This is a genomic window from uncultured Endozoicomonas sp. (genome assembly GCF_947495845.1).
Taxonomy (GTDB): domain Bacteria; phylum Pseudomonadota; class Gammaproteobacteria; order Pseudomonadales; family Endozoicomonadaceae; genus Endozoicomonas.
Genome location: NZ_CANMAO010000025.1, coordinates 46,035 through 61,026, shown reverse-complemented (window position 1 = coordinate 61,026; position 14,992 = coordinate 46,035). Strand labels below are relative to the sequence as shown.

General features: G+C 47.1%; 14 protein-coding genes and 1 riboswitch. Of the genes, 6 read left to right on the top strand and 8 right to left on the bottom strand.

The genetic code is table 11. The features are described 5' to 3' along the window. Positions 1-56 precede the first annotated feature (56 nt). Positions 57-1,016: a cobalamin-binding protein gene (locus Q1B11_RS15490; RefSeq protein WP_299734224.1), complete on the bottom strand. Its 960-nt coding sequence runs from the start codon at positions 1,014-1,016 to the stop codon at positions 57-59. Positions 1,017-1,323: 307 nt separating this feature from the next. Then, positions 1,324-1,513: riboswitch (cobalamin riboswitch) on the bottom strand. Between the two features lie 232 nt (positions 1,514-1,745). On the opposite strand from Q1B11_RS15490, the gene Q1B11_RS15485 reads away from it, so the two are divergent. Then, positions 1,746-2,324: a hypothetical protein gene (locus tag Q1B11_RS15485; RefSeq protein WP_299734223.1), complete on the top strand. Its 579-nt coding sequence runs from the start codon at positions 1,746-1,748 to the stop codon at positions 2,322-2,324. Between the two features lie 67 nt (positions 2,325-2,391). Here Q1B11_RS15485 and Q1B11_RS15480 read toward each other — a convergent pair whose 3' ends face one another. Beyond that, positions 2,392-3,315, bottom strand: coding sequence for a M14 family metallocarboxypeptidase (locus Q1B11_RS15480; RefSeq protein ID WP_299734222.1), 924 nt, complete (start codon positions 3,313-3,315; stop codon positions 2,392-2,394). After that, positions 3,312-3,461 carry a hypothetical protein gene (locus Q1B11_RS15475; RefSeq protein WP_299734221.1) on the bottom strand — a complete coding sequence of 50 codons (150 nt, stop codon included), beginning with the start codon at positions 3,459-3,461 and terminating at the stop codon, positions 3,312-3,314. Before Q1B11_RS15475 ends, Q1B11_RS15480 begins: the two co-directional genes overlap by 4 nt. 61 nt (positions 3,462-3,522) lie before the next feature. Between Q1B11_RS15475 and Q1B11_RS15470 the strand changes: the two genes are divergently transcribed. Then, positions 3,523-4,815 carry a protein kinase gene (locus Q1B11_RS15470; RefSeq protein ID WP_299734220.1) on the top strand — a complete coding sequence of 431 codons (1,293 nt, stop codon included), beginning with the start codon at positions 3,523-3,525 and terminating at the stop codon, positions 4,813-4,815. A 7-nt stretch (positions 4,816-4,822) separates the two neighbouring features. Here Q1B11_RS15470 and Q1B11_RS15465 read toward each other — a convergent pair whose 3' ends face one another. Further along, positions 4,823-5,413 (bottom strand): cob(I)yrinic acid a,c-diamide adenosyltransferase, encoded by a 591-nt coding sequence (locus tag Q1B11_RS15465; protein ID WP_299734219.1) that lies wholly within the window; start codon positions 5,411-5,413, stop codon positions 4,823-4,825. 86 nt (positions 5,414-5,499) lie between these two features. Further along, positions 5,500-6,768 (bottom strand): hypothetical protein, encoded by a 1,269-nt coding sequence (locus Q1B11_RS15460; RefSeq protein WP_299734218.1) that lies wholly within the window; start codon positions 6,766-6,768, stop codon positions 5,500-5,502. A gap of 172 nt (positions 6,769-6,940) precedes the next feature. Here Q1B11_RS15460 and waaA point away from each other — a divergent pair, with 172 nt between their 5' ends. Beyond that, positions 6,941-8,230, top strand: a complete 1,290-nt coding sequence (gene waaA / locus Q1B11_RS15455) for a lipid IV(A) 3-deoxy-D-manno-octulosonic acid transferase (RefSeq protein ID WP_299734217.1) — start codon at positions 6,941-6,943, stop codon at positions 8,228-8,230. Positions 8,231-8,394: 164 nt separating this feature from the next. Here the strand turns inward: waaA and Q1B11_RS15450 are convergent, their stop codons facing one another. Further along, a complete protein-coding gene (locus tag Q1B11_RS15450; RefSeq protein WP_299734216.1) occupies positions 8,395-8,652 on the bottom strand; it encodes a hypothetical protein in 258 nt (85 codons plus the stop codon). 127 nt (positions 8,653-8,779) lie between these two features. After that, positions 8,780-10,183, bottom strand: coding sequence for a TolC family outer membrane protein (locus tag Q1B11_RS15445; RefSeq protein ID WP_299734215.1), 1,404 nt, complete (start codon positions 10,181-10,183; stop codon positions 8,780-8,782). Between the two features lie 225 nt (positions 10,184-10,408). Between Q1B11_RS15445 and Q1B11_RS15440 the strand changes: the two genes are divergently transcribed. Then, a complete protein-coding gene (locus tag Q1B11_RS15440; protein WP_299734214.1) occupies positions 10,409-10,903 on the top strand; it encodes a DUF1249 domain-containing protein in 495 nt (164 codons plus the stop codon). Positions 10,904-11,100: 197 nt separating this feature from the next. Here the strand turns inward: Q1B11_RS15440 and murJ are convergent, their stop codons facing one another. After that, positions 11,101-12,678 (bottom strand): murein biosynthesis integral membrane protein MurJ, encoded by a 1,578-nt coding sequence (gene murJ / locus Q1B11_RS15435; protein ID WP_299734213.1) that lies wholly within the window; start codon positions 12,676-12,678, stop codon positions 11,101-11,103. A 402-nt stretch (positions 12,679-13,080) separates the two neighbouring features. Between murJ and rpsT the strand changes: the two genes are divergently transcribed. Both rpsT and Q1B11_RS15425 read left to right on the top strand, forming a co-directional pair. Continuing rightward, entirely contained in the window at positions 13,081-13,350 is a 270-nt protein-coding gene (gene rpsT, locus Q1B11_RS15430; RefSeq protein ID WP_067518922.1) for a 30S ribosomal protein S20, read from the top strand. 245 nt (positions 13,351-13,595) lie between these two features. Continuing rightward, a complete protein-coding gene (locus Q1B11_RS15425; RefSeq protein ID WP_299734212.1) occupies positions 13,596-14,921 on the top strand; it encodes an insecticidal delta-endotoxin Cry8Ea1 family protein in 1,326 nt (441 codons plus the stop codon). The last annotated feature ends 71 nt before the right edge of the window (positions 14,922-14,992 follow it).

Sequence of the window (14,992 nt, the reverse complement as noted above, 5' to 3'; positions counted from 1 at the left end):
ACGAGGCATTCAAAGAGTTAACAGGAATGGATGCAAGAAAAGTCATGGGTTATGCACTAATGACTTGAATTCAGGTTGTTTAAAGCTGCAGCCTGACGACTGCGAACGTCCTGTAATTGACGACAGAGTATTTCTGCCCCATCCAATATTCGTGGCGAGGTCCTGGAGATGAGGTCGCTGGGTACTGAAAACAGTTGCCCGGTTTTCACTGCCTGAAGGTTTTCCCACTGCCCCCAGAACCGTTTCATTTCACGGCGGGTTTCCGGAGTATCGCCCTGAGGCGCTGAGCCAATGATGGCTTGAGGGTTTCTTATGATCAGAGACTCGATGCCAATTTTGGGGATTTTCTGATCCTGATCACCATAAACATTGTTACCACCACACAGTGATATAACGTCGTTTATTAAAATCCCATTGCCAACGGTCATTAACGGTGAACGCCAAATCTCATAAAAAACCGTCACAGGCTCCAGCTGACTGAACGTTTTAGCAAGGCTTGATAACCGTGCTCTGAAAGCACTAACCGATTGCTCTGCTTGCTTTTCAGTGCCAGAAATTTTGCCCAGGCTCAGAATCGCCTGTTCTATGCCTGAGAAATCCACCGCATTTAAATGGAAAGTATTCACGCCCAGAGATTCCAACTGCCCCATCACTTTCGGGGAATCACCACCGACCCAAACCACCACCAAATCCGGCTTCATACCAACAATGGCCTCCACATTGATCACGGGGAAACCGCCAATAGAAGGCAGTTGTTCAACGGCTGACGGGTAATCACTGTGCTCATCCACAGCAATCACCTGGCCTCCGGCACCGGCAGCGAACAACAGTTCTGTCGATCCAGGAGAAAGGCTGATGATGTTCGGATGGCTGGTTTTGAGACAAACCTGACGGCCACTCATATCGGTCACACAACGAGAAAACTCATTAGCTTGAACAAACCCGGAAAATATCAGACAAACCGCAACCAACCAGGAGCGGATGATCATTAAAATGGCCAAGTCGTTTTTGTTCATGGTGTACCTGAGTGAATATCGAATACTCAGGACGGCATACGCGGACACTGAACCAATAAGCTCAGTGCAAAGAGAAGTGAGCGTTCAGACAAAAGTTGAACGCTAAAATTCATTCCCCCAACCGCCAGGTTACCCGCCCGGTTTATCATTAAGTACCCGGCCATATGGAATCGAATATTTCTGGCTTGTTGATCAGGTTCTCTGCAAGGCGCAACGTCGGGAGCATAGCGAGCTATGTGACCAGAGTTGCAACGCAGTCAGAGGGTCTGATCAATGAGTCAGAAAATATGATTTCATATGGTTGGGTACTTATGGGCTTTGTAAAAGCAGGTCTCCTGACTCTGGCCTCATTGCTTAAAATCGCCTTCCCAGTCTGTTCAGACCAGTGACGTATGATTGAAAGCTCTTCCATTACAGTTGCGGGTACAGTCAGGGAATTTCACCCTGTTCCCTCTTTCTATCGTCATATGAGTCTATCTTCATATGAGAGTAGAAAGCGCCGGTTTTCTTTATCAGACACCGGCATAACCTTTACAAAGTTGCGCAATACTAACTAAACGTTCGTTTTATATCACTTGAAAATTATTCATATCTATTATTTGTTTTACGAACAACCCAGCATGAGCTCACCTTTAACATACAACTGTGAACTTTTTGTCCTTCTATCCATCTAAGCTATGACAGGTAACCAACGACTAACTCAACGTTTGAAAAAATGGATAAGATATAATGCAGTCAGTTAATAACCAACCCAGTAACTTTTGTGCGAATTTTTTGATGACCGCCACTGGAACTGTTGCTGTAGCGGCACTTGGGTATACTGTGGGTCCATGGGTTGGTGCAGCAAAATTGCTACCTTTCGCTGGAGCCTTGATAGGTGGCGCTGCCGGCCATTTCACTGCAAAAGCACTTAATACACGAGAAGCGTCTGTAGAGAACTCTGAAAAGTCTTACACCTCCATATATGAAGGGCAAACAAATGCTGAAGCAACTGACGGCAACGTAAGTGAGGCTGATAGCAGACGCTCCTCCATAGATGAAAAACAAACCAAGGCTGGAACAACTGATGACAGCTCAAGTGAGGCTTGTAGCATGCGCTCCTCCATAACAGAAGGTACTGACAGTAGGCGCACCTCCATAGAAGACAGCCCCGATGTTGAAGCTGCCGATAATCGCCTAAATACCCTACGTCAAAGAGCCGGTATAGAGCTAGAAACGGAAATACCTGCAGACTCTGAACCTGCTAGCCCCCCCACAACTAAGCCTGATCATGTGAGCCCTGATGCCAACAAAGGCAAAACGGAGTGATGATACACGTCAATATGCTATAACCTCTGCGCATCGATGCGTTCTACACGATACGACCTACAATCACTTATAAACTGCAGGTCTTGAGAACATAGTCAAGGCCTGCGGCTACCGCTGCCACCTGCGCATCATTGCATTGTTCATCCGTGGCTTTTGGGCTATCCGGATAAACTTCTGTTGTTGTGCAATATTCACAATGCGTCATACCAGCACAGAGACCAAGGCTTTTTACCGGGTACTGAATAACCCCCTCTTGAATTACCGGTGAACCGATAATCATGCCATTCCCATCCGGTGGCGCAATGTGTGTCACATTCCTGACAGCATCAATCATCGCCTTTTGAAAAGCAGGCTGAGGATTATCACTGTCGTCTACCAGATAAAAACCATCGGGGACAATGTCCGGTTCGTAGTCCTTCCCATCTCGGGCAGCCAGTGCTGGGCGGAATTCGTCTTCATCGGAATCGGTGGTTTCGTGCAAGTCGAAATGCACCAAAAAGTCATTGTCGTATTCAGCCACCAGCGTCATCAGAGCTGCGGACTCTTCAGAAGGGCTGTTTTCTACAAAAGATCGGTTGGGATCTACCGCTTCCGGGTTCCAACGATTAATCATTTCATATCCCCAGGGGCTGACACAGGGAGCAATCAGTAAATTAAAATAGCTCTCATATTTAGCCGCGCTGGTTTGAGCAAACTTAATTGCGCCTTGTACACCACTGGTTTCATAGCCATGTACACCACCAGTAATCAACACACTTGGCTTGCTGCTGTCCCATTGTTTGCTTTTTAATGCATACAATGGGAACCGTTCAGGGTTAATACTCAAAGCACCGTACTGAATCAGTTCAAACCGATTACCAAGCGCCAACACTTTATCCAGAACGTCTTGTGGATAGCTGCGCTTAACCTTCACTGATGCCAGCCATTCCGCCTTTTCCGCATCACTCCAGGGCGCGCCTGGTGTACCAATAGGGTAAAATCGTTCCATCATTCTGCTGGTTCACTTTTCACAGTTTTAGAAGCTTCCCACAACACTTCGCCTTTATCCTGCAAAGCGTAATGACGACCAATCGAATAGATTAAATCAGAAAGTAGAGTTAACAACACTTTGTTTTCAACTGCAGTTTGCTTGATCAATTCACACCGGTAGCTGCCGATGAATTCATGGTTATTAACGTTAATGAATGGAATCAATATAGTGAAAATAACGCCAAATACCGATTTGGGGGTAAACCAGGAACCAAGCCCTTGCAACACTCCCGAACCTTCTACCCCCGAACCTTCTAAAGAGTGGCTTGGAAAATCCATAGAGCCACTCTCTTCTCAAAGCCCCTATCTCAGGGAGCAAAATGATTCGGGATACGACTCTCAAACCACCCCACTCTCAAGTTACAGTATTAAATCCACTGATGTTACAAGTAAGGAGACATTCTCCAGCTCCGAGGTCGGAAATAATGAAGCGCTGGATAGCACACAACCTTTTCATACGGAAAATGAACCCATAGGTACCGGTCGGTTTGGCACAATTTATAAAATCATTCAGGAAGATGAATCCGGACAACCAAGGAGCGCTGCCCTGAAAACGGTTCGAGGGGAGTTCAGCCTCGCCAATGAACATAGAATCATGGAAACCATGCCTTCTCATCCAAATATTGTTCAATATCTTGGCGCCGTCTCTGAGCCCGATCGTGACGGTCTGATTTACGAACTATTGAATGGATCGGAGCTCGGCTCGATCACCAACAAACTCAGCGACTCTCCACTGCCTGCCGGAGAACTTTTCAATGCCTTTAAATTTCTGGAACAACAAAAATTCAAAGCGGTTAACCACGCCCATCAAAACGATATTATTCATGCTGACCTTAAACCCTCCAACTTTCTGTTTGATACTGGCTCAAAGCAGGTAAAGCTGCTGGACTTTGGAGAGTCTGCCAAGGTTGGCGAAAAGGTGTCCTGTGGCCATGAAGACTATACGCCTCCAGAGGCCATTGATAGCCTGCAAGGCAAGGAGCATGGTGTGCCTGCAGGTCCGGCCATTGACGCTTACGCCATGGGGCAAATGCTTTACAAGTTTCTGACCGGCCTTGAGGGCGAGGGTTCCAGTTTTTTTAATGGCAGCAGCATTGATGACCTTTCTCCCAATCAAAGGGTGGAAAAAGCATTTAGAATTAAACGCGCCATGAGTAATTATGCAACCCCTCTGCCTGATGGCTCGTACAAAACCGCGCTACCTGAACTTTCCTCTGACATCACCAATGATGACTACATGAAAGAATCCGCAAGACTGAACAAGCTTGGAAACTTTGATGCCATCGTTGACTCAGTGCCGGATTATCATCGTGAGGCAAAAGCACTTACCAGCCTGATAAACGGCCTTATGCACCCAATTCCGAAGTTAAGAACCACCATATCCCAGGCGCTTGAATCGTCGTGGTTCAAAGATTCTCCGGTTGACAAGGAGCAGGCACTGAGGACACTGTCAAAACTGTAACCGGTGGTTACGGTTGCTGTTCTGTCATGGCTGAAGCCTGCCACAGAACCTCGCCTTCATCCTGCAAAGCACAATGACGACCAAGGACGTACATTAAATCAGACAACCGGTTAACGAATTTCAGCAATGGTTCATTGACCGCTTCACCGCTTTCCTGCAATTCAATAATCGTGCGTTCTGCCCGGCGAGATACGGTTCTGGCCATATGACAATGACAGGCCGACTGACCGCCACCGGGCAGAGTGAAGTTCTTGAGATTGGGCAGAGGCTCATTCAGCTCATCTATCAGGGCTTCAATGGCTTTGGTGTGTTCTTCCTGAATCAGTTGATAGCCGGGCATGGCGAGTTCACCGCCCACATCAAACATACGGTGCTGTATATCTTGAATCGCTGCCAACTGCTTCTGGTTCACCTCATTCCCTTGCTGCAATGAGCGAATTAACATACCCAGCCAACTGTTGGCCTCATCGACCGAGCCAATGGCGTGAATACGAGGATGGGATTTTGGTAGCTGTTGTCCTTCACCAATGCGGGTCATGCCCTTATCGCCAGTTCGGGTGTAAATACGTGTTAAACGATAACCTTTTCGTTCAGACATAATTTCAACTTGCTTGCTTTGCCATCTAAAGAATCTGCACTATAGCGCAGCAAGCTTCCAACTAACATTTCATTACCTGTTTTAGGTTATACTCGGGGATGTATCGAAGCCCAGACATTAGTAATCTCTGTTCCATAATGCCCTGGCCAGCGCTTCGCATCTTCCCCTCCATGACTGATGGTTAATAATCGAGCTCCTGGACCATAATCATGGAACACAAACTTTTCCTCCAGAAAATAATCATTATATATTTCCATAAGTCCAGTATCATATCTCGCTAAGACTTCGCCAGTCTCAGTTTTAAGCTCAGCAGTCATACGGTATTTATAAGTATAACCTTCATTCTCTTGCCAATAAGAAAGATCATGATTAGTATCAACTTTATGCAATTCGCTTACTATTATGAGTGGGCATTTATCCATGATCTCTGGCGTAAAGCCACGATCCGAAAATTTAATTGTTTGTGATATCATACTCATTTTATGGGAACTTACAAAAGCACACTGCTTATCACCATAACGGTTCTTTCCACATATGGCCCTCCAGAGATCAAGCATGAGCGCTGCTCCAGCGACAGGTACGGCCGTGTTCCAATCTTCTAAATTATTTTCAGCAGATGGATTCTTAACTAGATTTTCACCATAGGGTGGCTTTACACTTGTTTCTTCCTTTGGAGTTGTTGTATCAGAAATTGGGCTGATCGAACTGGATTCAACCGTTTCATTTGCAGAAGAAGGTGCACCTATAGTCGCTGTTGATGCTCCTTTTGTTGCTTCTTTTGTAGTTAGTTCTGTAGTTAGTTCTGTAGTTAGTTCTTTCGTTGCTTCTGTAGTTAGTTCTTTCGTTGCTTCTGTTGTGGGAGTGACTGTACCCGATCCATTATACCATTCAGGCCACTCTTCTGAAGACAAGTTTGTTATGAAACTCGGGGACTCTACTGTACTTTTCACAATCAAATCATGGGCTTCTTGGGATATATTAGAAACCACCAATGTGCCTTGGGTAGCATTCTGTACATCTGATTGCAGGAAAGGTGTCGCTGAAGATACGCTAATATTCCGATCTCCTATTGGCTTGAGTATTTCGCTTCCTTTCATCTGCAAGCCACCATAAACGGAAGCCCCAATCAATATTGAGCCAGATATCAATGCGCATACTACTGTCTTTGGGTGATTAACTATCCATCTTAAGAAACCACCTTTTTCTGCAGTTCTTTGCCCTCTAGTACGACCATTCTTCTCAGGACCTCCATTTTCTAGAAGAGGTTCATCCATTTCATTTCTACCATGGTCCCCTTGTTCATTTGGCCCACCCGAAGTCAGATAAGGCTTCATTTCAATACCGTTCACGTCCATATCCTTTCCAAGATAAATAGATAGATATATTTATTAATAGTGATTCGCATTTACAGCGCAAAACTAAGAATAGTTCTGCCTCTAGACAAAATCCAAGGTCAATTTGCAAATAACATTGATTTCCGATCTGTTATAATCCAACCCTTTAAATAATTACTCTGGCAATGGTTGCATGAGTCGCTTTTTCTACTCCCTGCTGTTATATCTGATGTCACCACTGGTGGTGGCACGGCTTTATAGTCGTGCTAAAAAGGCGCCGGAGTATTCAAAAAGAAAAGCCGAGCGTTTTGGTTTTTTCCGCATGCCCGAATCGGATAAACCTCTGATCTGGGTCCACTCGGTTTCGGTTGGAGAAACCATTGCCAGTGCACCGCTGGTTAAACGGCTGCAGCAAGACTATCCCCAGCATCGAATTCTAATCACCACCATGACGCCTACTGGATCAGCTCAGGTCCAAAAAATTCATGGTGACAGTGTTGAACATGTTTATGCCTGCTATGACTTTCCGGATGCCGTTTCCCGCTTCCTGAACAAAACGCGCCCGGATATCGCCATTGTAATCGATACCGAGCTTTGGCCTAACACCATTGCTGCCTGCCATCAGCGTGGGATTCCAGTGCTGATTGCTAACGCCAGACTGTCGGAACGGTCAGCAAAAGGTTATGGCCGTTTCTCTGGCCTGGTAAAGCCCATGCTGCAGCAAATCAATAGGGTTGCAGCGCAGAATGAGGAAACTGCTCAACGTTTCTTAAACCTTGGCTTGCCAGAACAGCAACTGACAGTGACTGGCAGTATCAAGTTCGATCTGGATGTTTCGACCGAGACTGTTTCTGCGGGTAAAGCCCTACGCCAGCAGTGGCAACAAGGCATGGGAGAGAACATTCGCATTCTGATTGCTGCCAGCACCCATGAAGGTGAAGACCAGCAGGTGCTTGATGCCTATAAACGCATTCAGAAGACGAATCCGGAAGCGAGACTGGTTCTGGTGCCAAGGCATCCTGAGCGTTTTGATAAAGTCTGCCAGCTGGTTGAGGAGAATCATTTACCCGTTGTTCGACACAGCACCGGTGTAACGCCGAAATCAGAAACCAGAGTCATCCTTGGAGATACCATGGGTGAAATGATGAAGTTGTTTGCAGCTTCTGATATTGCTTTTGTGGGAGGCAGCCTGGTGGCAACCGGTGGACACAATATGCTGGAACCGGCGGCACTTGGCTTACCGGTTTTATCCGGCCCACACATTTTTAACTTTGAAGAGATCAGTCAATCGTTGATTGAGGCCGGTGGTATGAAGCTGGTTGCTGACAGTGAAGACTTGGCAAACTCTGTAGTGGCGCTTCTTAACAATCCATCAATATACGAAGCAATGGCCAATCATGGCCGTCAGTTTGTGAAGCAGAATGCGGGCGCGCTCCACAAGACGATGGCGTTAATAGACAGATTAGGATTTGTCCTGAAATAACTTTCACATTCCAATTTTCGTTGTCCGTACCCCGAAAAAGCTTGAGCCACTCGCTCTTTTGCGGACTACAGACAACGGATAACGGTCTCTACGATACTTCAAGGCCTCAGTTAAAGTGGATCTTATTTCAGGACAGTTTCTTAATATCTTAATAGACAAAAGAGTTAGCGAGCTGACGGCTTAGTCGCCAGAATGGAATCTGTATCAAGGTCAAGATTCAACCGGCTGCCATCAATAAAGTAGTAATCATTTTCGAACGACACACCCTGAATCGAGAGTTTACCCAGAATTTTTTCCATGGCCACTTGTTGCTCCTGAAGGTCTTCGGGAGCAAAGGTTCTCAGAAAAGCCTCTGCCAATGAACAACCGCCATTCACATGGGTTTTCATGATGGCTTCAAAGCTTTGGGAGTGCTTATTCATCAACGGATCTTCCCTGACTGGTTTTAATATCAGTATAGGAAGCCCAGTGATGCGGATAATTGAAGCGCCAAAAAGAAACGACTCCAAAAGGAGCCGTTAGTGAAGCAATTATAAAAAAGACAATAAATTAACTGGCACGGCAAGAAGCGGGTACAGACAACTCATCTTCACCGTCGGTCATCCATTTATTAAGTTCTTCCAGATCGGCCGGGCTGAGAGTGCCAGCCATTTGCTTCAGCTTCAGCGTATTTACGATGAAGTTGTAACGGGCATTCAGATAGTTACTGATAGAAGAGTAAAGGCGCTGCTGGGCGTCCAGAACTTCAGTGATGTTACGGGTTCCTACTTCGTAGCCGCTCTGAGTAGCCTTCAGGGCACTTTCAGAAGACGTGATCACCTGACAATTCGCCTGAACCTGATCAACATCAGAAATAGTGGTTCTCAGCAGATTACGGGTGGTGGCGTTGGTATCACGGAGTTGCTGATCGTAGTTCTTCTGTGCCTGTTCCAGCTGATAACCAGCCTGACGGGTTACGGAGCTGGTCGCGCCGCCGGAGAAGATTGGGAGGTCTACTTGCAGGCCGAAAACGGTTTGATCCCCCTCACCTGTCATCAGCTGATTATTTACACCTGAAGTCCCCCGTTTGGAGTGATCCGAACTGTAGTTATAACTGGCAAAAGCATTCACCGTTGGCGCATGGCCAGAACGCTTAGCTTTCACATTTGTTTCTGCAGCCATCAAACCTTCGCGGGAAGCCTTGAGCGACAAATTATTAGACAGTGCACTTTGCACCCACTCGTCTGGTGCGCTGGGTGCTGGAGCAACCACTGGCATCACCTTATCCATATGGGCAACATTAGTTACATCTTGATTAACAATAGTGCGCAGGCTTTCATAACTGACAGAGACCTGGTTGTCTGCCTGAATCCTTGCTACCCGAGCATTGTCGTAAGCCGCCAGTGCATCCAACACATCGGTTTCAGCAATCAGGCCAACATTGTATCGCTCGCGGGACTGATCTAACTGCTGCTTGAGGGCACGTTCTTGCGCCTTCGCGGTTAACAGAGCATCTTCAGAACTGAGAACACTGAAATACGCCTCTGCTACACGCAGAATCAATTGCTGCTGAGCATTCGCGAACACAGCTGATGCCTGATCACCAACAGATTTAGCCTGATCGTAGGTGTACCAACTGTTCATATTGAATAGCGGTTGAGTCAGACGGGCGCCCCAACCATTCGAGTTATAATCCGCTTTCGTATCAGAAGCATTCTCATATTCTGTGGTTGTTTTGTTGTATTGGGTATTTGCAGACAAACCCAGTGTTGGCAACAAACCTGCGCGGCTCTGATTCACCCCTTCCTGAGTCGCCATCATAGACGCTTTGGCCGCCGCGAGTTGGGCATCGTTTTCCAGCGCCAGATTGTAAACATCCATCAGGTTAACCTGGGATGGCACGGCTGCCTGGGCATTCAAAACGGCACCCGCCAGGGCAGCAAGCAAAAAACCTTTACGTCTGTTGTGTGACATAATCTCGTGATCCTTGGAATCTTTGCCAGTTATCATCGGCCAAAAGGTATGAGACCGACTACTGACCCTGGTTAGGTAACTGAGCTGTGAAAGTATAATCGATGAAATTTACACTAAATTGGGTAAAAATTGCAGTAGTAAGACCTATTCCTTTGTATAGATTGTCAAAAGATGTTGTGATGCACCCTTACAGATTACAGGCTGCAAACCGCTATAATCAGCAATATGAGCCATTTTCACCGAAAGCCAAAGTATCAGATTAACCTGATTCGCCTGCAGACAGTGTGCGAAACCAACTACCAACGCCTGATGAAACTGCTTCCTGCTTTATCAGAAGCACCGCTTGAAGAACAACCTCAGGAAAGTACTTTTTATTTTCCAGCACTTTTTCATCTTGATCAGCAATCACCAGCCTGGCTGAGGGTAAACGTCGTTGATCGTTCACCTTACACAACCCTGCTTGAGCTGGACATGAGCCTCAGTTGGATTGCCAGCGTCACGCCGCCTAAAGCAGAAGTCCGACTCTACCATGATGTCATGATGGCAGAGGTCGTGTACCGGAAAAGCAGCCAACGGATTGAGCCTCGCTATGCATACCCCAATCCCTCCATGCATCAACCCAATGAGAAAGAACAACATAACTTCTTTCTGGCTCAGTGGCTGGACTATGTAATTGCCGGCCAATCCATCAATATGGAAAGCACTCAGCCCTCGGTGTGAGCCGCCTTACCTTTGAAACTGTCACAAAATAACTTCCACATTTAACCAGAACCGTTGTCCGTTTCCCGCAAAAGCCTCGCTGCTTGGGCTTTTACGGAAAACGGTAAACGCTTCTCTGAGCAGTGAAGTTATTCAGGGACAGTTCCTAAGGTTTTGGCCAGGCATTCTATTTCGACGGTTATCGACAAAAAAGGCCATTAATGGCGGAACTGGGCTGGGCGTACGCCACTGACCAGCAGAACAATGATATAAACCAGCATTCCCGAACAAACCAATAGGGCGGTTTGTGTCAACCTTTCTACCAAGGACCAACTCAACCATTGCTCAATATCCGCCGCCAGCCAAACCAGCGTTGCTGCCATTGCCAGATTAGCGATCAGGATTCTGGCAAAGTACACACGCCAACCCTTAGCCGGCTGATAGACACTGGAGCGTTTCAGGCCATAGAACAGCAGACCGGCATTTAAGAAAGCCGACATCGTAGTGGCCAGTGCCAAACCTGCATGTTGAAAAGGAAATACCAAGGCCAGGTTAAACACCATATTGGCCACCATGGCCTTAATGGCGATTTTCACCGGTGTTTTGGTGTCTTGCCGGGCAAAGTAACCTGGCGCGAGGACCTTAATTAGCATAAAGGCCACCAAACCGAGAGAGTATGCCTTCAAACTCATGGCCGACATCAGCACATCACGATCCGTCATCTCGCCGTAATCAAACAACGTAGCAATTAACGGCCCCGCCAGAATAAACAAGGCAACCGCAGCTGGCACCCCAATCAGCAACACCAAACGAATCGCCCAATCCATGGTTCGGGAGAAATGATTGCTGTCCGCTTCCGCATGTTTGGCAGACAGGCTGGGAAGGATCACGGTGGCAATGGCAATACCAAATACGCCCAGAGGCAATTCAGACAACCGATCGGAATAATAAAGCCAGGAAACACTGCCGGTTTGCAGGAACGACGCCAGCACCGTATCCAGCAACAGATTGATCTGACTGACGGACACTCCAAAAAGCGCGGGTATCATTAACGTCATGATCCGTCGGCTGCCTTCATGCTTTGCGCCCCACTTGGGCATAGGCAGCAAGCGAATCTGCAACAGGAAGGGGATTTGCAACAACAACTGTGAAATACCCGCAATGGCCACACCCCAGGCCAATGCCATTACTGGCTCAGCAAAATATGGGGTCAATAACACCGTTGCACCAATCAAACTGACATTCAGCAACACCGGCGTAAAAGCAGGCACCGCAAAACGTCCGTAAGTATTGAGAATACCCCCTGCCAGCGCCGTAAGCGATATCAATAAAAGATACGGAAAGGTGATTCGCAGCATGTCACCGGCAAGATTCAATTTTTCCGGGTCATCCATAAAGCCGGGAGCAAATAGTCGAATGAGTATCGGTGACGCCAGCACGCCAAGCACCGTAACAAACGCCAGCGTTCCCGCCAACGTACCGCTGACCCGACTCACCAGTTCGCGAACATCCCCAAAGCTGCGCTGAGTACGATATTCCGACAGCACGGGCACAAAAGCCTGTGAAAATGCACCTTCCGCAAACAGGCGACGCAGAAAATTAGGGATTTTGAACGCAACAAAAAAGGCATCCGCAGACGCCGTGGAGCCAAAATAGCCTGCCACCACCACATCCCGAGCCAAACCGAGCACCCGGGACAACATGGTCATCATGCCCACCATCAGGCTGGAACGCAGCAGCCCGGATTTTTTCACTTCCGGGTGGTCGGATGGCGGATTGTTTTCAGAATTACTCATTAGTGAATTTTTCAGAATTAAAAATAATAAACGATTTATAATATCCAACGTCTTGGCTATTGCCCATGTTATTTCTGAAATCCGCTAAATCCACTGACACGAACCACCTCCCATAAAGACCAGAATCCGGCAGTTTCAAAGCCCTGCAGACAAGAAACCGTATTGACAATTCGCCACTAAGACGGCATAGTTCCGCGGCTAAACAGCCTTGAGCTTGTTCACTAGAAAGTAGAAAGCATCACGAGCTGATTAAAGATTTAGGTGGAATATGGGCTGATGGCGCCTTACCCGTGGCAACATCAGTAACTGCGGCAAACAACCTATTCCATGCAGGGTGCCCCAAGCCGCCCTGATTTAACTGAAAGACATTTATTTTTAAATAGATTTTCCAGGAGCACCAAAATGGCTAACTCTCCTTCAGCCCGCAAGCGCGCCCGTCAGTCTGAAGACCGTCGTCAGCACAACGCCAGCCTGCGTTCTATGGTTCGTACTTCTATCAAGAAAGTTGTTAAAGCCATCGACGCTAAAGACGTTGAAGCGGCAACTGCTGCCCTGACTGCAGCTGTGCCTGTGATCGACCGTATGGCCGACAAAGGCATCATCCACAAGAACAAGGCTGCTCGTCATAAGAGCCGTCTGAACGCTCAGGTTAAAGCTCTGGCTTCTGCCTAAGTTTTTTCGGGAAAGGCGCCGCATCACTGCTGCGCCCATTCCTCCTCAATACTTCCCTCTGCACACAGCTTTCCCAGTTAAAAACACTCTCGCCTCTAATCACTTAGTCAAATTATGAGCAATATCTAAGCCTATCAATATTGCAACACAGGCTCACACCTCCAGATAATTCCTCTAGAGTTAACCCTCGATAAGCACGAAACCAGCAAGCCCTAACCATCAATCATGATTGGAGGCATATGCCTGTGGACGTTGATATCCCACCAGTTCCGCCTTATGAAATTGTCGAATCCTACCATATTGAGTACGGTAACCACCCGCAGATAGCCTCGAACTTAACTCTAATATCACCTTACAATCTTATAAGCATGTCTCCGGAAAGTTTTGCCAATAGTCTTAGAAGCATTGTCGCCCAAGGCCTGGCCAAAATACCCATAGCAGGCTTCTTTCTCTCCGCCCTGGAACAACTCTTATGGCCCGTAAGCGGGCAAGATATCTGGGGAATGATCAAAGACCAGGTAGAAGCATTGGTTAATGAGAAGATCGCCAAGTTTCAATACGAGTTAGTTAAAGAAGATCTGCAAGGGCTTCAGCGTGTCATCAATGACTACAAAGACTCCTTGAAATTCGCTAAAGAGAACCCTGAATTTGTAAGAGAAAAATACTTGATCGCCATTGGCTTTTTTCAAGACCAGCTACCGCACTTTATAGCTGAAGGACAAGAACTGCCATTACTGGGACTATATGCCAGCTTTGCTAATTTGCACTTGGCAACCCTTCGAGATGGCGTTCTTTTTGGCAAAGAATGGGGCTGGCAACCCGACCTGGTAAAAGCACAGCACGATAAATTAGTGGAGGCTATAAAAGAACACACAGAATGGGTTAGCAAGTGGTACAAGAAAGGCCTGGAAGAAACAAAACAAGGCTTACCCACAACAGGCAACAATCTAACCACTAACCGATGGGCCATTGTGAACCGTTATGAACGAAATATGACTCTGAACATTTTGGATCTACAGTTTTACTGGCCCTATTTTGATCCAGAAGTCGCCCCTCCCGGAAAAAAAGATGCCATCCCGACACTTACCCGGATGATTTACTCAGACCCTATTGGCACCTTCGAAGATAACGGCATTCCCGACCTTACCCCCGTAATGGATCTTCTAGTCGCCCTTGGCTTAAGAGGCTTTGCCAACCTCGACGCCATACAGGAAACCTTCATAGACAAAACAGGTGGCATTTACACGACGCCATGGATCGGCGGAACGGGAGGTGAGCTCAATCCACCCTGGGGCTGGTCTGGCCATTTTGACGGCAACCTCATCGTTGGTGTACGAGGACACTCAGGCGACATTATCAACTCGATCATTCTGGAATTTAAAGATGGGAGCAGCACTCCTCGCGTGGGTAATAACGAAGGTCCTATCTATGGAAATGCCTTCCACTACACATACCCCGGACACTTGATGACAAAAATGTTTGCCAATGGACCAAGCAGATATTACGACAGCCTGGAAGGTATAATTCTAGGATTCCGTCCTGAGGAAGCCTACAAAGGCTTTCCTCGATAAGACTGGAGCATTCATAAAAAATGGGCGCTCAAGAAAGCGCCCATTCAATATGTCAGTTTATCGAATAAAGA